The organism is Colwellia aquaemaris, from assembly GCF_057548755.1.
On record NZ_BAAJLV010000013.1, the window covers coordinates 1 to 18,192 of the forward strand.

Annotated in this window: 13 protein-coding genes and 1 tRNA gene; 1 reads left to right on the forward strand and 13 read right to left on the reverse strand. The window is 40.4% G+C overall.

Going from position 1 to position 18,192, the window contains the following annotated elements:
- Positions 1 to 68 precede the first annotated feature (68 nt).
- The 13 genes from fusA to AC27HL_RS19290 form a co-directional block, all read right to left on the reverse strand.
- Positions 69 to 2,165, reverse strand: a complete 2,097-nt coding sequence (fusA, locus tag AC27HL_RS19230; protein ID WP_487082672.1) for an elongation factor G — start codon at positions 2,163 to 2,165, stop codon at positions 69 to 71.
- Positions 2,166 to 2,306: 141 nt separating this feature from the next.
- Positions 2,307 to 2,780, reverse strand: coding sequence for a 30S ribosomal protein S7 (rpsG, locus tag AC27HL_RS19235; protein ID WP_487082673.1), 474 nt, complete (start codon positions 2,778 to 2,780; stop codon positions 2,307 to 2,309).
- A gap of 102 nt (positions 2,781 to 2,882) precedes the next feature.
- Positions 2,883 to 3,257: a 30S ribosomal protein S12 gene (rpsL, locus tag AC27HL_RS19240; RefSeq protein WP_487082674.1), complete on the reverse strand. Its 375-nt coding sequence runs from the start codon at positions 3,255 to 3,257 to the stop codon at positions 2,883 to 2,885.
- 202 nt (positions 3,258 to 3,459) lie between these two features.
- Positions 3,460 to 7,674 carry a DNA-directed RNA polymerase subunit beta' gene (gene rpoC, locus AC27HL_RS19245; protein WP_487082675.1) on the reverse strand — a complete coding sequence of 1,405 codons (4,215 nt, stop codon included), beginning with the start codon at positions 7,672 to 7,674 and terminating at the stop codon, positions 3,460 to 3,462.
- Positions 7,675 to 7,780: 106 nt separating this feature from the next.
- Positions 7,781 to 11,809: a DNA-directed RNA polymerase subunit beta gene (gene rpoB, locus AC27HL_RS19250; protein ID WP_487082676.1), complete on the reverse strand. Its 4,029-nt coding sequence runs from the start codon at positions 11,807 to 11,809 to the stop codon at positions 7,781 to 7,783.
- Between the two features lie 271 nt (positions 11,810 to 12,080).
- Positions 12,081 to 12,449 (reverse strand): 50S ribosomal protein L7/L12, encoded by a 369-nt coding sequence (gene rplL / locus AC27HL_RS19255; RefSeq protein ID WP_487082677.1) that lies wholly within the window; start codon positions 12,447 to 12,449, stop codon positions 12,081 to 12,083.
- A 102-nt stretch (positions 12,450 to 12,551) separates the two neighbouring features.
- Positions 12,552 to 13,046 (reverse strand): 50S ribosomal protein L10, encoded by a 495-nt coding sequence (gene rplJ / locus AC27HL_RS19260; protein ID WP_487082678.1) that lies wholly within the window; start codon positions 13,044 to 13,046, stop codon positions 12,552 to 12,554.
- 299 nt (positions 13,047 to 13,345) lie between these two features.
- Positions 13,346 to 14,041, reverse strand: a complete 696-nt coding sequence (rplA, locus tag AC27HL_RS19265; RefSeq protein WP_487082679.1) for a 50S ribosomal protein L1 — start codon at positions 14,039 to 14,041, stop codon at positions 13,346 to 13,348.
- Positions 14,042 to 14,044: 3 nt separating this feature from the next.
- Positions 14,045 to 14,473: a 50S ribosomal protein L11 gene (gene rplK, locus AC27HL_RS19270; RefSeq protein ID WP_487082680.1), complete on the reverse strand. Its 429-nt coding sequence runs from the start codon at positions 14,471 to 14,473 to the stop codon at positions 14,045 to 14,047.
- A 173-nt stretch (positions 14,474 to 14,646) separates the two neighbouring features.
- On the reverse strand, positions 14,647 to 15,522 hold the full coding sequence (locus AC27HL_RS19275; protein ID WP_487082681.1) for a sulfite exporter TauE/SafE family protein: 876 nt from the start codon (positions 15,520 to 15,522) through the stop codon (positions 14,647 to 14,649).
- 131 nt (positions 15,523 to 15,653) lie between these two features.
- Entirely contained in the window at positions 15,654 to 16,232 is a 579-nt protein-coding gene (gene nusG, locus AC27HL_RS19280; RefSeq protein WP_487082682.1) for a transcription termination/antitermination protein NusG, read from the reverse strand.
- Between the two features lie 10 nt (positions 16,233 to 16,242).
- Positions 16,243 to 16,626 (reverse strand): preprotein translocase subunit SecE, encoded by a 384-nt coding sequence (secE, locus tag AC27HL_RS19285; protein WP_487082683.1) that lies wholly within the window; start codon positions 16,624 to 16,626, stop codon positions 16,243 to 16,245.
- A 109-nt stretch (positions 16,627 to 16,735) separates the two neighbouring features.
- A tRNA-Trp gene (locus AC27HL_RS19290) sits at positions 16,736 to 16,812 on the reverse strand.
- Positions 16,813 to 17,048: 236 nt separating this feature from the next.
- Between AC27HL_RS19290 and AC27HL_RS19295 the strand changes: the two genes are divergently transcribed.
- Positions 17,049 to 18,017 (forward strand): prolyl hydroxylase family protein, encoded by a 969-nt coding sequence (locus tag AC27HL_RS19295; RefSeq protein WP_487082684.1) that lies wholly within the window; start codon positions 17,049 to 17,051, stop codon positions 18,015 to 18,017.
- Positions 18,018 to 18,192 lie beyond the last annotated feature (175 nt).

Consider the following 18,192-nt stretch of genomic DNA (forward strand, 5'->3'; position numbering starts at 1 on the left):
TTTTCAATTACCTTAAAGTTTATTAAAAGCCCGGCCAAAAGACCGAGCCAGACTTTCAAAAAGCCTTACTAAGATTCAATTATTTTGTCGGCAACAGCTTTAGGTGCTTCGCTATATTGCTGAAACTCCATAGAGTATGATGCACGACCTTGAGTTGCACTACGTAAAGCCGTAGCGTAACCAAACATTTCAGATAGTGGTACAGTTGCATTCACTACCTTAGAACCAGCTGGACCTTCGTCCATGCCATCGATCATACCGCGACGGCGATTTAAATCACCTACGACATCACCCATGTTTGCTTCTGGCGTAATAACTTCTACTTTCATCATAGGTTCAAGTATTACCGGCGATGCATCAAGCACACCTTGTCTAAAACCCATTGATGCAGCGACTTTAAACGCCATTTCATTTGAGTCAACGTCATGAAAAGAACCGTCATAAAGAGTGACCTTAATGTCTAATAACGGATAGCCAGCTAATACGCCACTTTCCATTTGCTCTCTACAGCCCTTTTCAACTGCTGGAATGTATTCTTTTGGAACAGCACCACCAACAATTTCGTCAACAAATTCAAAACCTTCACCTTCTGGTAACGGCTCTAATTTCAACCAAACATGACCAAATTGACCACGACCACCTGATTGACGAACAAATTTACCTTCCACTTCAACAGTCGAGCGAATCGTTTCACGGTAAGCCACTTGAGGATTACCTACGTTACATTCAACGCTAAATTCGCGTTTCATGCGCTCAACTAAGATATCGAGGTGTAATTCCCCCATACCTGAAATGATGGTTTGACCCGATTCCTCATCAGAGACAACTCTAAATGACGGATCTTCTGCGGCCAACTTACCTAATGCAATAGCCATTTTTTCTTGGGCTGCAACGGTTTTTGGCTCAACTGCCACCGAAATAACCGGTTCAGGAAACTCCATGCGCTCTAGTGTTATCACATGATTTGCATCACATAAGGTATCACCCGTTGTGACATCTTTTAGGCCAATGGCCGCTGCAATGTCACCCGCACGTACTTCTTTTATTTCCTGTCGATCATTTGCGTGCATTTGCACGATACGACCAAAGCGTTCTTTCTTGCCTTTAACAGGATTGTATATACTGTCGCCAGTTTTTACTACACCTGAATAGACGCGGAAGAATGTTAATGTACCAACAAATGGGTCTGTCGCAATTTTAAATGCTAAAGCGGCAAATGGCGCTTTATCATCAGCCTCGCGACTGCCTTCAGTTTCGTTTTTGTCATTGTTAATACCTTTTATCGCTTCAACTTCTGTTGGCGAAGGTAAATATTCAATAACAGCATCAAGTACTGCTTGTACACCCTTGTTCTTAAAGGCTGAGCCACAAGAACATAGGACAATTTCATTGTTTAGTGTACGGGTACGTAGCGCAGATTTTATTTCTGCTTCGGATAACTCACCTTCTTCAAGGTATTTATCCATTAATTCTTCAGAGGCTTCTGCAGCTTCAGAGACAAGGTTTTCATGCCATTGTTCGGCGTCTTCTTGCATATCTGCAGGAATATCTTGATAAGTAAATGTCATGCCCTGGTCACTTTCGGTCCAGTTAATAGCTTTCATTTTAATTAAGTCGATAACACCAGCAAAATCATCTTCGGCACCAATTGCTAAATGAATTGGCACTGCATTAGCTTCTAATCGAGATTTGAGTTGTTCAACAACCGTTAAAAAGTTTGCACCGGTACGGTCCATCTTATTAACAAAAACTAAGCGTGGAACGGAGTATTTCTCCATTTGACGCCATACAGTTTCAGTTTGTGGTTGAACTCCTGAAGAACCACATAACACTAATACTGCACCATCTAATACACGTAATGAGCGTTCTACTTCAATCGTAAAGTCTACGTGACCTGGGGTGTCAATGATATTAATGCGATGGTCTTCAAATTGTGCTTCCATCCCTTTCCAAAAACAAGTGGTTGCAGCAGAGGTAATAGTAATGCCTCGCTCCTGCTCTTGTTCCATCCAGTCCATGGTGGCTGCGCCATCATGAACTTCACCGATCTTATGAGAAAGACCAGTATAGAAAAGTACCCTTTCTGTTGTTGTCGTTTTACCGGCATCGACATGAGCACAAATACCAATGTTACGGTAACGCTCAATAGGGGTTATACGTGCCACAATTTCATCCTCTTTCTGAGCTTAATTACTCAGATTATAAAACAGTTGTGGTTATCACTTCGGGTTAAATTAACATTCGGTGATAACCACGGCATTACACTTGTTACTAGTAAATTAGCAAATATTGCTAATTTATAGTTTCTACCAACGGTAGTGAGCGAATGCTTTGTTAGCTTCAGCCATACGGTGAACGTCTTCACGTTTCTTAACCGCTGAACCTTTGCTGTCAGACGCATCTAACATTTCGTTAGCTAGGCGCTGAGCCATTGATTTTTCACCACGTTTACGAGCTGCTTCAACTAACCAACGCATGGCTAGTGCATTACGACGCACTGGACGAACTTCAACTGGTACTTGATACGTAGAACCACCAACACGGCGAGATTTAACTTCCACTTGTGGGCGGATGTTTTCTAACGCTGTTTCAAATAACTCAAGGTGAGTTTTTTCAGAGTTCTTTTCAGTTAAAATGTCTAATGCACCGTATACGATTTTTTCTGCAGTAGATTTTTTACCATCAACCATAAGAATGTTGATGAATTTTGCTAAAAGTTCGTTATGGAACTTAGGATCTGGCAATATTTTACGTTGCCCTACGACGCGTCTTCTTGGCATCTTAATTCTCCGTTATATTCAGGATAAACCCAAAATGTAATATGTTATTTGGCCTTACTTAACGTTTCTATTCATTAGCTATTAAAGCTAAGAAAGGGAAACTTAAGATTTAGGTCGCTTAGCACCGTATTTAGAACGGCCTTGTCTTCTGTCGCTAACACCTGAACAGTCAAGCGCGCCACGAACGGTGTGGTAACGCACACCTGGTAAATCTTTAACACGACCACCACGAATCAAGATAACGCTATGCTCTTGTAAGTTGTGACCTTCACCACCGATGTATGAAGTAACTTCGAATCCGTTAGTTAAACGAACACGAGCTACTTTACGTAGTGCCGAGTTTGGTTTCTTTGGTGTAGTAGTATACACACGAGTACATACGCCACGACGTTGTGGACAAGCTTGTAACGCAGGAACGTTACTTTTTTGTACTTGTTTCACACGTGGTTTACGTACTAATTGGTTAATAGTTGCCATTAAATAGCTCCGATTAGTTAAATTTGTGTAAATTCCAATCAATGGGGAAATTTACACCCTTATAAACGTGAAAATCCGCGACTCTAAATTTCATACGCAAAGGTACAAAATATAGGGTCGCGGAATTCTATAGGTCAAGCTTTAACCTGTCAAGCATATTGTGAGCTGGAGCAGGTTAAAACTGATTTTTCTCGCCTAGGCGTTACTCTTCGCCACCTAACATATCTGCATTTAATGCATCTGTTAGAGCTTGAGCCGCTTCGTCAGCTGATACGGTTACTTCTTCTTCAGGAACAGCATTTTTAGCTTTTGCACGTTCTTGATGATAAGCGTAACCCGTACCGGCAGGAATTAAGCGACCAACAATGACGTTTTCTTTCAAGCCACGTAGTGTATCTTTCTTACCAGCTACAGCAGCTTCTGTAAGTACACGTGTTGTTTCTTGGAAAGATGCCGCCGAGATGAATGACTCAGTTGCCAATGATGCTTTAGTAATACCCATCATTTGCATTTCGAATTCAGCAGGTTGTTTACCTTCAGCTTCAAGTTCACGGTTAGCAATGTTAACACGTGCAACTTCAACAACTTCGCCTTTCAAGAATTCTGAATCACCTGCATCTAAGATCTCACACTTGCGGATCATTTGACGTACGATTACTTCAATGTGCTTGTCGTTAATCTTAACACCTTGTAAACGATATACTTCTTGTACTTCGTTAACAATGTAGTTTGCTACTGGCGCAACACCACGTAAACGTAAGATATCATGTGGAGACTCTGGACCATCGGCAATAACTTCACCTTTCAGTACAGATTCACCTTCAAACACGTTTAGTTGACGCATTTTAGGGATCATCTCTTCGTATACTTCACCACTTGGTTGAGTGATTAGTAGACGCACTTTACCTTTTGTTTCTTTACCGAAACCGATAATACCTGTTTTCTCAGCTAAGATAGCTGGAAGTTTAGGCTTACGTGCTTCAAATAAGTCAGCTACACGTGGTAGACCACCAGTAATATCGCGAGTTTTCGAAGACTCTTGTGGAATACGCGCTAACGCATCACCGATATTAACTTCTGCACCATCTTCAAGATTTACAATTGCATTACCTGGTAAGAAGTATTGTGCTGGAATTTCAGTACCAGCAATCATTACGTCATTACCTTTGGCATCAACTAGCTTAACCATTGGGCGCATTTCTTTACCCGCTGAGTTACGTTGACCTGCTTCAGTAACAACAATACTTGATAAACCAGTTAACTCATCTGTTTGACGAACCATAGTTACGCCATCAACAAGTTCGACAAATTGAACCTTACCAGCAACCTCAGTAATGATTGGATGCGTATGCGGATCCCAGTTCGCGATAATATCGCCAGAACTGATTGCTTCACCATCTTTCTTAGAAAGAATAGTACCGTAAGGTACTTTGTAACGTTCTTTCTCACGACCTAATTCATCAATTACAGTAAGCTCTGATGAACGAGAGGTGATCACTAAGTGATCTTCTGAGTTAGTTACAAACTTAGCATTTTGAAGCTTCAAGGTACCGTTGTTTTTAACTTGTACTGAGTTCTCAGCAGATGCACGAGACGCCGCACCACCGATATGGAACGTACGCATGGTAAGCTGAGTACCTGGTTCACCAATTGATTGTGCTGCCACAACACCAATGGCTTCACCTTGGTTAATCATATGACCACGAGCCAAGTCACGACCATAACAGTGCGCACAAATACCAAAATCAGTTTCACAAGTGATAATTGAACGTACTTTAATTTGATCAACCGAGTTTTCTTCGATTACATCACAAAGTGCTTCGTCAATTAAAGTGTTACGTGGCAGTAATACTTCTTCAGTACCTGGAATAAGTACATCTTCACATACTACACGACCTAGTACACGCTCACGTAACGGCTCAACAACATCACCACCTTCAATCAATGGTGTCATTAATAGGCCATCTTCAGTGCCACAGTCATGTTCTGTAACAACTAAATCTTGTGCAACGTCAACTAAACGACGAGTCAAGTAACCCGAGTTCGCTGTTTTCAATGCCGTATCGGCCAAACCTTTACGCGCACCGTGAGTTGAGATGAAGTATTGTAATACGTTCAAACCTTCACGGAAGTTAGCTGTGATTGGCGTTTCGATGATTGAGCCATCTGGCTTAGCCATCAAACCACGCATACCCGCTAACTGACGGATCTGAGCGGCACTACCACGAGCACCCGAGTCAGCCATCATAAAGATTGAGTTGAAAGAGTCTTGCTCTTCTGGCTCACCGTCACGGTTAATAACAGTTTCTTTTGATAAGTTATCCATCATAGCTTTCGAAACTTTTTCGTTCGCAGATGACCAAATATCGATAACTTTGTTGTATTTCTCACCAGCCGTTACAAGACCTTGCTCAAACTGGCTTTGAATTTCTTTAACTTCTTCTTCTGAATCTTCGATGATGGTGTATTTCGCATCTGGAATAACCATATCGTCAATACCAACCGAAGCACCCGCAATCATCGCGTAGTGGAAACCTGTGTACATAATATGGTCAGCAAAGATAACAGTATCTTTAAGACCTAAATTACGGTACGCATGGTTAATTAGTTTTGAAATTGGCTTTTTGCCTAAAGGTTGATCAATTAAGTCATAAGGTAAGCCTTCAGGACAAACTTGCCATAAAATAGCACGACCAACAGTAGTATCGCGTAAGCTAGTATGCGCAACTAATTCACCTTCAGCATTACGAATATGCTCAGTGATACGTATTTTCACACGAGCATGAAGTTCTGCTACACCGGTACGGTATGCTTTTTCAGCTTCTTTAGTGTCGGTAAATACCATACCTTCACCTAAACCATTTACACGATCGCGAGTTAGGTAATATAAACCTAATACAACATCTTGTGATGGTACGATGATAGGATCACCATTTGCTGGTGAAAGTACGTTGTTCGTTGACATCATCAACGTACGTGCTTCCAATTGTGCTTCTAGTGTCAACGGTACGTGTACCGCCATTTGGTCACCATCGAAATCGGCGTTATATGCCGCACAAACTAGCGGGTGTAGATGAATCGCTTTACCTTCGATTAGAACAGGTTCGAAAGCTTGGATACCTAATCTATGTAGTGTTGGTGCACGGTTAAGCATTACCGGATGTTCACGAATTACTTCGTCAAGTACATCCCATACTTCTGCGCCTTCACGCTCAACTAGTTTCTTAGCCGCTTTAATCGTTGTCGCTAAACCACGCGCTTCTAATTTACCGTAAATAAATGGCTTGAATAGCTCAAGTGCCATTTTCTTAGGTAAACCACACTGGTGTAAACGTAACGTTGGACCAACGGTAATTACAGAACGACCTGAATAGTCAACACGCTTACCAAGTAAGTTTTGACGGAAACGACCTTGCTTACCTTTGATCATATCGGCAAGAGATTTAAGAGGACGTTTGTTAGAACCGGTAATAGCGCGGCCACGACGACCATTATCTAATAAAGCATCAACAGATTCCTGCAACATACGCTTTTCGTTACGTACGATAATGTCTGGTGCAACTAGGTCTAGAAGACGCTTCAAACGGTTGTTACGGTTAATAACACGACGGTAAAGATCGTTAAGATCAGACGTTGCGAAACGGCCACCGTCTAGTGGTACTAATGGACGTAAATCAGGCGGTAAAATTGGTAAAACATTCATAATCATCCACTCAGGCTTATTGCCTGAAGCAGCGAATGCTTCCATTAATTTTAAACGCTTAGTGATTTTCTTACGTTTAGTTTCACTGCCAATCTCAGGTAATTCTTCACGCATTTGCGCTACTTCACCGTCAAGATCGATTTGTTGTAGTAAAGCTAAAACCGCTTCGGCACCCATTAAGGCATCGAATTCATCACCGTGCTCTTCTAACGCATCAAGATATTCTTCTTCCGTTAGAATTTGGCTTTTTTCTAATGTCGTCATGCCTGGTTCGGTAACAACATAAGATTCAAAATAAAGCACACGCTCAATATCACGTAACGTCATGTCTAATAATAGACCGATACGAGATGGTAATGACTTTAAGAACCAAATGTGAGCAACTGGGCTTGCTAATTCGATATGACCCATACGGTCACGACGAACTTTAGTCAATGTCACTTCAACGCCACATTTTTCACAAATTACACCGCGGTGCTTAAGGCGTTTGTATTTGCCACAAAGACATTCGTAGTCTTTAACTGGACCAAAAATACGAGCACAGAACAAACCATCGCGTTCTGGCTTAAAAGTACGATAGTTAATCGTCTCAGGTTTCTTTACTTCACCAAATGACCATGAACGAATCATATCTGGTGAAGCTAATCCGATGCGAATACCATCGAACTCTTCTGTTTGATTTTGTTGCTTAAGAAACTTAAGTAAATCTTTCACACTCTATCTCCTGTCGGAGTTAAATACCGGAAAGAGCAGCCATCTGCTCTTTCCATGTACTGACTTTTAGCGTTAACTCAAAGTCAGCAATGTAGCTTTAGGTAGCCTATTCCTGATCCAATTCGATGTTGATACCCAACGAGCGAATTTCTTTCAACAATACGTTGAATGATTCAGGGATACCTGGTTCCATTCTGTGATCACCGTCTACTAAGTTTTTATACATCTTAGTACGACCGTTAACATCATCAGACTTAACAGTAAGCATTTCTTGTAGGGTATAAGCAGCACCGTATGCTTCTAATGCCCATACTTCCATCTCACCAAAACGCTGACCACCAAATTGTGCTTTACCACCTAATGGTTGTTGCGTAACTAAGCTGTACGAACCAGTAGAACGGGCATGCATTTTGTCATCAACTAAGTGGTTTAGTTTCAGCATGTACATGTAACCTACAGTTACTGGACGTTCAAATTCGCGCCCGGTACGACCATCTGTTAATGTAAATTGACCGCTTTCTGGCATATCAGCTAGTTTGAATAAGTCTTTAATCTCACGTTCACTTGCACCGTCAAATACTGGCGTAGCAATTGGAAGACCGGCACGTAAGTTACCCGCTAAACGCATAATCTCATCATCAGAGAATGAATCGATATCAACGTTTTGACGTGACTCGCCTAAGCTGTAAACTTCTTTCAAGAATTCACGTAATTTATGAATTTCTTGTTGAGCTTGCAACATACGGTTAATTTTCTCACCAATACCACGAGCAGCCATACCTAAATGGGTTTCTAGGATCTGACCGATGTTCATACGTGATGGTACACCCAGCGGGTTAAGTACAACATCAACCGGTACACCGTGCTCATCGTAAGGCATATCTTCAACAGGTACTACGTTTGAAATAACACCTTTGTTACCGTGACGACCAGCCATTTTATCACCTGGTTGAATACGGCGTTTAACAGCTAAGTAAACTTTAACAATTTTCAATACGCCTGGCGCTAAATCATCACCTTGAGTAATTTTACGACGCTTAACTTCATATTTCTTATCGAAGTCTGCTTTAATGGCATCGTATTGCTCAGCAATTTGCTCAAGCTCTGATTGTTGAGCTTCATCAGCTAAGTTTTGCACTAACCACTTGTCGCGAGACATGCTGTTAAGATCTGACTCATTTAAGCCTGATGCTAACAATAATTTCTTCGCACGAGCGTAGATACCGTCTTCTAAAATGCTGAACTCATCACCCAAGTCTTTCTTAACTTGTTTAAGTTGCATTTCTTCAATTTCAACGGCACGCGCATCTTTTTCTACACCGTCACGGGTAAAGATTTGCACGTCGATGATAGTACCTGAAACTGAGTTAGGTACTCGTAAAGAGCTGTCTTTAACATCAGCCGCTTTCTCACCGAAGATAGCACGTAGTAATTTTTCTTCTGGGGTAAGTTGCGTTTCACCTTTAGGTGTTACTTTACCTACTAAGATATCGCCACCGTTTACTTCAGCACCAATGTAAACAACACCTGCTTCATCTAATTTAGATAATGCAGACTCGCCAACATTTGGAATATCAGCAGTAATTTCTTCACTACCTAGCTTAGTATCACGCGCGATACAGCTTAATTCTTGAATATGGATAGTCGTAAAGCGATCTTCTTGTGCAACACGCTCAGATAACAACATTGAATCCTCAAAGTTGTAACCATTCCACGGCATAAATGCGATACGCATGTTTTGGCCAAGTGCCAATTCACCCATATCAGTTGAAGGACCGTCAGCTAATACATCGCCACGAACTACCGGCTCAGCCATACGACATAATGGACGTTGGTTGATACAAGTGTTTTGGTTTGAACGTGTGTATTTAGTTAAGTTGTAAATATCAATGCCCGCTTCACCAGCAACCATTTCATTTTCGTTAACTTTAACAACGATACGAGAGGCATCAACGTAATCGATAACACCACCACGCTTAGCAACAACAGTAACACCTGAATCAACTGCTACAATTTTCTCCATACCTGTACCAACCAGTGGCTTGTCCACTTTCAGTGTAGGTACAGCCTGACGTTGCATGTTCGAGCCCATCAAGGCACGGTTAGCATCATCATGCTCTAGGAATGGAATCAGTGACGCAGCAACAGAAACGATTTGCTGTGGCGAAACGTCCATATACTGAACTTGTTCAGCAGACATCAAGGTAAATTCGTTTTTATGACGACAAGGAACTAGGCCATCAACTAACTTACGATCAGAATCAACATCAGCTGTTGTCTTAGCGATTACAAAATTGCCTTCTTCGATTGCAGAAAGGTAATCAACTTCATCAGTTACATAACCATCAACAATTTTGCGGTAAGGTGTTTCTAAGAAACCGTAATCGTTAGTGCGTGCGTAACATGAAAGCGAGTTGATCAAACCAATGTTTGGACCTTCCGGCGTTTCGATTGGACATACACGACCATAGTGAGTTGGATGTACGTCACGTACTTCGAAACCAGCACGTTCACGTGTTAAACCACCCGGGCCTAAGGCAGAAATACGACGCTTATGCGTTACTTCTGATAACGGGTTGTTTTGGTCCATAAATTGTGACAATTGTGATGAACCAAAGAATTCTTTAACAGCAGCTGAAATCGGCTTAGCGTTAATTAAATCTTGCGGCATAATCGCATCTAAGTCGCCAAGACTTAAACGTTCACGAACAGCACGTTCTACACGAACTAAACCAACACGGAATTGGTTTTCTGCCATTTCACCTACTGAACGGATACGACGGTTACCTAAGTGATCGATATCATCAACTTCACCTTTACCATCACGAATATCGATAAGGGTTTTCATTACTGAAATAATATCGTCGTTAGATAAAATACCATCACCTACCGAGTCAGCATTACCAACACGACGGTTGAACTTCATACGACCAACCGTTGATAGGTCGTAACGCTCTAACGAGAAGAATAAGTTGTTGAATAGCGTATCTGCTGCATCTTTTGTTGGCGGCTCGCCCGGACGCATCATACGGTAAATTTCAACTAATGCTTCTAAGCGATTAGTTGAGCTATCTACACGTAAAGTGTCAGACATATATGAACCGACATCAAATTCGTTCATGTATAAAGTTGAAAGTACTTTATGGCCTGCTTGGCTTAATTCAGCTAATAATTCTAAAGTGATTTCAGCATTCGCCTCTGCGATAACTTCACCAGTAGACTCATCGATGTACGCTTTAGAAAGCACTTTACCAACAATGTATTCTGCTGGTACTTCTAAAGTGTCAATTTTCTCTTTTGATAAAGTACGGATATGGCGTGCAGTAATGCGACGACCTTGTTCAACAAGTACATCACCATTTGGTAATTTAATGTCAAATGTTGCCGTTTCACCGCGTAAGCGTTCTGGAATTAAATCCATTACTAGCTTATCGCCTTTAATTTCAAAATTGGTTGTATCGTAGAAAATCGCTAAAATTTCTTCAGTCGAGTATTCCAAGGCACGTAAAATGATCGAAGCAGGTAATTTACGACGACGGTCAATACGTACGAATAAATTATCTTTTGGATCAAATTCAAAATCCAACCAAGAACCACGGTAAGGAATAACGCGTGCGTTATATAACACTTTACCTGAAGAATGTGTTTTACCTTTATCGTGATCGAAAAACACACCTGGAGAACGATGTAATTGAGAAACAATAACACGTTCAGTACCATTAATGACAAATGTTCCATTGTCAGTCATTAATGGGATTTCACCCATGTATACTTCTTGTTCTTTGATATCTTTAACTGTGCCAGCGGCTGCTTCTTTATCATAAACAACTAAGCGTAATTTAACGCGTAATGGCGCAGAATAAGTTACACCGCGAATTTGACACTCTTTAACATCAAATAACGGCTCGCCCAAGCGGTAACTAACAAATTGTAATTCTGAACTACCAGAATAGGCTTTAATTGGGAAAATAGAACGAAACGCAGCCTCTAGGCCTGTTTCACCTGTTGGATCAATATCAATAAACTTACGGAAAGATTCGAGTTGGATTGATAACAAGAATGGATAATCCATTACTTGTGCACTTTTACCAAAGTCCTTACGAATACGTTTCTTTTCAGAGTAAGAGTAAACCATGGGGTTCCTCAGCTTGCTGGTTATGGCCGAATCTGCCTTAAAATACCAATTGGATTTAAATAATGGCGTAATTTACGTTGTATATTTTCGCTATTATCTAATCCAATTGGTATCAGACAGGATATTGCAGTGATGCTTTAAAATAATTTAAGCATCAAATAATGCACTGTTTTGGTTCAAAAAAAAACCACTTTCTTTAGCGCAAAAAGGCCGGTGACGTTTAAATCACCAGCCATTGCCTTTTCAGGCAAACAATCTGTTCGAAAACAGATTATTTGATCTCAACAGAAGCACCTGCTTCTTCAAGAGCTTTCTTAAGTTCTTCAGCTTCAGCTTTTTCAACACCTTCTTTAAGTGCTTTAGGAGCTGATTCAACTAAGTCTTTAGCTTCTTTTAAGCCAAGACCTGTAGCGCCACGAACGGCTTTGATTACAGCAACTTTCTTCTCACCGAAACCAGTTAAGATTACGTCGAATTCAGTTTGCTCTTCAGCAGCACCACCAGCGTCACCGCCAGCAACAGCAACTGCAGCAGCTGCAGATACGCCGAACTTCTCTTCCATTGCTTCGATTAGTTCAACTACGTCCATTACTGACATTTCAGCAATAGCATTTAGGATATCGTCTTTAGAAATAGACATTTTAAATTTCCTGTTTTAAGTAACAGCCTCTATGACTGTTATAAATAACTATAAATACAAAAAGTGCGAATTGTGCTCTTAACATTAAGAGGTAAACAATTATTAAGCAGCTTCTTGCTCTTTCTGATCGCGTACTGCAGCAATCGTGCGGCAAAGTTTGCCAGCAGATGCTTCTTTCATAGCGCTCATTAAACGTGCAATTGCTTCGTCGTAAGTTGGTAGCTTAGCTAACATGTTTACGTCTACTGCGTTACCTTCAAATGCGGCTGCTTTTACTTCAAATGCTTCGTTAGTTTTAGCGAAGTCAGTGAATAAACGCGCTGCTGCACCTGGATGCTCGTTTGAAAATGCAATTAGTGATGGACCAACTAATGTGTCAGTAACACATTCAAAGTCAGAACCTTGTAATGCACGACGTGCTAATGTGTTACGGATAACTTTCATCCATACACCATTTTCACGAGCTTGCTTACGTAAAACAGTAATTGCTTCAACTGTAACACCGCGTGAATCCGCGATTACAGCTGACTGAGCGCCTTTGGCAGCTTCTTGAACTTCAGCAACAATTGCTTTTTTGTCATCAAGATTGATAGCCATTGGCTTTACTCCTGGTTCACCGGCAATAAAAAACCGGTATTTACTATCCCTAAACTAATAAACCTTAGCTTAGGCCGTTACGGCGAGGACCAGAATTAGGAAATACTGGGTAATCACCATCTACGTAGGAATAATTAAGCTTTTTATGAAGAATCATATCGGCTCCTACGGTCTTTGACGGGGTTGTCTTAAGCAAAAAATGCTAATAAATAGACAACACCTACCAAAATTTAAGGGGCGAAATTATAGTCTACAATTTCCCCCTTGTAAAGTATCGAAAGTCGATGCTTTACAGAAAACTAAAGTGTCAAGCTAGCTTGGTTTACCGCAACACCGGCACCCATAGTAGTTGATACAGAAATTTTCTTAATAAACTGTCCTTTAGCGTTAGCTGGTTTTGCTTTTTTAAGCGCTTCCAATAATGCTTCAAGGTTTTGCTGCAATTTAGCATCTTCGAAATCAGCCTTACCGATAGTAGTATGGATGATACCGTTTTTGTCATTGCGGTAGCGGATTTGGCCCGCTTTAGCATTGTTAACTGCTGTAGTAACATCAGGAGTTACCGTGCCAACTTTAGGGTTAGGCATTAAACCACGTGGGCCTAAGATTTGACCTAGTTGACCAACAACACGCATAGCGTCTGGAGTAGCAATAACTACGTCAAAGTCCATGTTACCGGCTTTAACTTGTTCTGCTAAATCTTCCATACCGACAACGTCAGCACCAGCTTCTTTAGCTTTTTCTGCGTTTGCGCCTTGTGTAAATACAGCAACACGAACATCACGACCAGTACCATGTGGTAATACAGTCGCGCCACGTACGTTTTGATCTGATTTACGAGCGTCAATGCCAAGGTTAACAGCAACGTCTACACTTTCACGAAAGTTAGCAGTAGCTAATTCTTTTAATAAAGAAATGGCTTCGTTGATGTCATATTCTTTTAATACGTCTACTTTTTCACGGATAAGACGAGCGCGTTTTGATAATTTAGCCATTGATTAGTCCTCTACCACTAAACCCATTGAACGAGCAGAACCCGCAATTGTACGCACTGCAGCTTCCATTGAGCCAGCAGTAAGATCTGGTTCTTTCATCTTAACGATTTCTTCAAGTTGTGCTGTAGTAACAGTACCAACTTTTTCAGTGTTAGGACGACCTGAACCGCTCTTGATACCAGCCGCTTTCTTAAGTAAGTAAGAAGCAGGTGGTGTTTTTGTATCAAATGTGAAAGAACGGTCTGCATATACTGTAATTACTACAGGAACTGGAGCGCCCTTTTCTAAAGAATCTGTTTTTGCGTTAAACGCTTTACAGAATTCCATGATGTTCACACCGTGCTGACCTAGTGCAGGACCAACTGGTGGTGACGGATTTGCTGCACCAGCAGCAACTTGTAGCTTGATTAAAGCTGTGACTTTTTTAGCCATGGTTTTAATACCTTTAGTATGGGTTCAAACGCTAATATTAGAATCAGCTCCCCGTTAACAAAAATCGATTTTACCTCTAGCAAGATAAAATCGGCAGCGGATTATATATTATTCACCGATTAAAACGCAAGACATAAGCTAGATTTTGTTTAAAAAAACAACGTTAAATCTACTTAGTTTAGCAATCCATACAAGCCAACAAAAAGAATCCAGCTGCCCAAAAACAATTTCAAAGGCTTAGCGCCTAGCGCCTGAGCAATAAACCGCGCCAAAAACGCACCGACGACGGCACCAGGAATAGCAAACATTAGTATGTCAACATGAATTGCCGTACCAGACAGAAAATAAGGTAAGCCAGCCCAAACCGTTAAGCAAGAAACAATAACCCCAGCAGCAACGGAAAACATTATAGAAAACCCTTGCAACAATAACACTACCGCAAGAATTTCACCGACCCCTACCGATATCCAAGCTGTAATCATACCACCTAAAAAGCTACATACTGCAATGGTAACTTGTTCACCTTGCAGCAACTTAAGACGCTCATTTTGATAGGTACAAGGTTTCACCAACATACAATGACACAATACCACAACACCAAAAATAGCAGAGAAAACGTTAAAGATATTATCAACAGAAGTAGCCGACTGAATTGGCATATATTGTACTAACCACAAACCTAATATTGAAAAAGGTACACTCACCTTTAGTACATGTGCTAGTTGTAAAAGTGAATTCTGTCTACGATAAAACCATAGCCAAGAAAGACTGCCCACAGCCATACCACAACTTTGAATGGCAAAGCTGGTAGCAATAATCACATCACTTGGTAAACCAAGCAGCCGAAACGAAGGTACAAAAACAACCCCCCCACCTGCACCTGTAGCATTTGCCGTTATCGCACCTAAAATACCCAACATAAAAAAGCCTGAATACTCACCAGACCAATCACTTGATGCAATAGCAGAAAGTAATATTGCCACTGCAATTAAAGTAAAGGTAACGCGTCTTGGCCACTTTTTTGCTGCTTGTCGCCGATAGTGCTGCATAAACTGTTTTACCTCCAACAGCATAAATACAAAGTGAATGGCTAAGCATACTACGTCAGATACTTTAGCAACAAATTACGGGCATAAAAAAACCAGAGCATTAACTCTGGTTTTTTAAAGGAACGTATAAATTAACCTTTCTCTACTTGGCCAAATTCCAAATCAACTGGCGTTGAACGACCAAAAATAAGAACAGAAACTTTAATACGGTTCTTCTCGTAATCTAGCTCTTCAACCACACCATTAAAGTCAGCAAATGGACCGTCGATAACACGTACCACTTCACCCGGCTCAAATAATGTTTTAGGTTTCGGCTTATCAGTGTCTTCAAGGCGCTGTAAAATGCGATCAGCTTCTTTTTGTGTAATTGGCGCAGGTCGATCAGAAGTGCCGCCAATAAAACCTAATACGCGTGGTACAGATTTTACTAAATGCCATGCTTCTTCATCCATAGCCATTTGCACTAATACATAGCCTGGGAAGAATTTACGAGCACTTTTACGCTTTTGCCCAGCACGCATTTCAATAACTTCTTCGGTTGGTACAAGAATTTCACCAAACTTATCTTGCAAGCCGTGAATTTCAATATGCTCAGCTAATGTTTTTTGAACTCGACCTTCATAACCTGAAAACGCTTGTACAACATACCAACGCAATTTTGGTTTACTTGTTTCTTCAAGCGACTCTGAGTTTGTGATTTCTTCAGTCATGATATTACCTTTAACCTACTTTTAAGCCAGTAACTAACCCTACTACCCAAAATAGAACTGAATCTAATCCCCAAAGTAGTAAAGACATAATTAATGTGGCCACTAATACGATACCTGTTGTTTGAACCGCTTCTTGGCGTGTTGGCCAAACTACTTTACGAACTTCAGTGCGTGATTCTCTTGCAAATGCAACGGCGTTACGACCTTTAACTGTTTGCATAGCGACTAAGCCAGCAACAATAATAGTTGCTACAACAGCTAATGCACGAACAAGCACAGATTGCTCAGCAAAAAAGTAGTTTCCTACTACTGCACCAGCTAAAAGAAGAACAATAACGCCCCACTTTAAAAAATCGAGCGAACCACTTGGCTCATGTTCAGTACTTGCATTCATATCTACTACCTGTAATTACATGTCTAATCTAAGACTACGCTACCTTGGCTAAACCAAGATAAAATTCTAAAGCGTGAAGAAAAATTATCATTCACACTTTACTCAAAAATGGCAGGGGTAGAGAGATTCGAACTCCCAACCGTCGGTTTTGGAGACCGCTGTTCTACCAATTGGAACTATACCCCTTCAAATTGTACTTACACTTAACGAGTGATTCTTAGTTGTTTGGGAATTAAGAGAGACTCTAGAAGTGAGGCGCTATTATACTAAGCAAAATATTTTACTCAAGGACTATTTGCTAGTAATACAAGTTTCAGGTTACTTAGACATCTAACTAAGGATTTAAAATTCATTAAAATAATTGATATTAGTAGATATGTTAGATACTTTAATTCGCCCTTCCTTACTATAAAGAGCAACTTATGACATTTTTGGAGTTCCTTGAGTTAAAACATTATGGAAAATTGGAAAAGCAATATGTAATTGATTGCGCAAACCAAAGCGCTGAGTTCTCAAGTAAATGGCTAGTTCATTCGATAAGAAGTCAGTGTAGTGCTCTAGAGATGGCAATTGTCATTGCCGCGAATTTAAAATGGAACACGAGTACACTACAGTCATTTGAGCATTCCCTAAATTTAATTATTGGTACAATTGACTTCAAAATCAGTAAGGAAATCATTGATACATGCAACACAGCAAATAAAAGTATCAATTGCAACAAGCAAGATAAACAAAAACAGCTACTGGGTTCTTTTTTAGCCCTAACAAATTTAATAGAAAAAAAATCGAATTTAGATCCAAGCAAATATACCTGCCAATTACCGGCAATCCCAAAGATCATTGATGAAATTCTCACCAGCTGTGAGCCACATTTAAAAGAAGTCTCACTGTTTGGGAATGAAGGGAAGAACAGTAAAGATGAAAACATCAGAAACAATAGCCATTTTCCTACTCCACTGCCTAATGATTCGTTGGCATTAGCTTTATTAGAAAGATTGCTTGCCATTGCGACTGGTGAGCCCATCGAGTTCGCTGAGCCTCCCGTTATATTAAAATATAACGTTGGAGAATACTACAAATGGCACTTTGACTTTATTTATCCTCACACAAAAGAAATTTCGGACCATATCAATCAATTTGGACAGCGAGTAAAAACCGCTATTTTTTATTTCAATGATGATTTCAAAGGAGGGGATACTGAGTTTAAAGTACCTTTTATTTCAGTCCCCCCTAAAAAAGGACATGCACTAATTTTTAATAACTCTTTAAAAGATGGATCGAGAGATTCAAGTAGTATTCATAGAGGCTCAACAGTAACAGAAGGAAATAAGTGGATAATGACTCTTTGGTTTAGAAACAAAAGTTTTTGGCTTAGAAGCGGCTTGTTATAACAATTAAAATGAACAATAGCTAAAACATAAATTAATTATGCTACTACTCAGCTAAGCAATAATTTCAACGTCTAAAGGTCACTTCTTCGTGGCCTTTTTTCTACTATACGAGTTTAAAAAAACGCCCTTCAAAATGACAATGTTCAAGTATCTGAAAAACAAAAAAGGCCGCTTT

Coding starts and splice junctions, on each gene's coding strand:
- AC27HL_RS19275 (WP_487082681.1), bottom strand. CDS start 15,522: ATGCAGCACTATCGGCGACAAGCAGCAAAAAAGTGGCCAAGACGCGTT.
- rpoB (WP_487082676.1), bottom strand. CDS start 11,809: ATGGTTTACTCTTACTCTGAAAAGAAACGTATTCGTAAGGACTTTGGT.
- rplA (WP_487082679.1), bottom strand. CDS start 14,041: ATGGCTAAATTATCAAAACGCGCTCGTCTTATCCGTGAAAAAGTAGAC.
- rpsL (WP_487082674.1), bottom strand. CDS start 3,257: ATGGCAACTATTAACCAATTAGTACGTAAACCACGTGTGAAACAAGTA.
- rplK (WP_487082680.1), bottom strand. CDS start 14,473: ATGGCTAAAAAAGTCACAGCTTTAATCAAGCTACAAGTTGCTGCTGGT.
- secE (WP_487082683.1), bottom strand. CDS start 16,626: ATGAATGCAAGTACTGAACATGAGCCAAGTGGTTCGCTCGATTTTTTA.
- rpsG (WP_487082673.1), bottom strand. CDS start 2,780: ATGCCAAGAAGACGCGTCGTAGGGCAACGTAAAATATTGCCAGATCCT.
- AC27HL_RS19295 (WP_487082684.1), top strand. CDS start 17,049: ATGACATTTTTGGAGTTCCTTGAGTTAAAACATTATGGAAAATTGGAA.
- rplJ (WP_487082678.1), bottom strand. CDS start 13,046: ATGGCTATCAATCTTGATGACAAAAAAGCAATTGTTGCTGAAGTTCAA.
- rplL (WP_487082677.1), bottom strand. CDS start 12,449: ATGTCTATTTCTAAAGACGATATCCTAAATGCTATTGCTGAAATGTCA.
- nusG (WP_487082682.1), bottom strand. CDS start 16,232: ATGACTGAAGAAATCACAAACTCAGAGTCGCTTGAAGAAACAAGTAAA.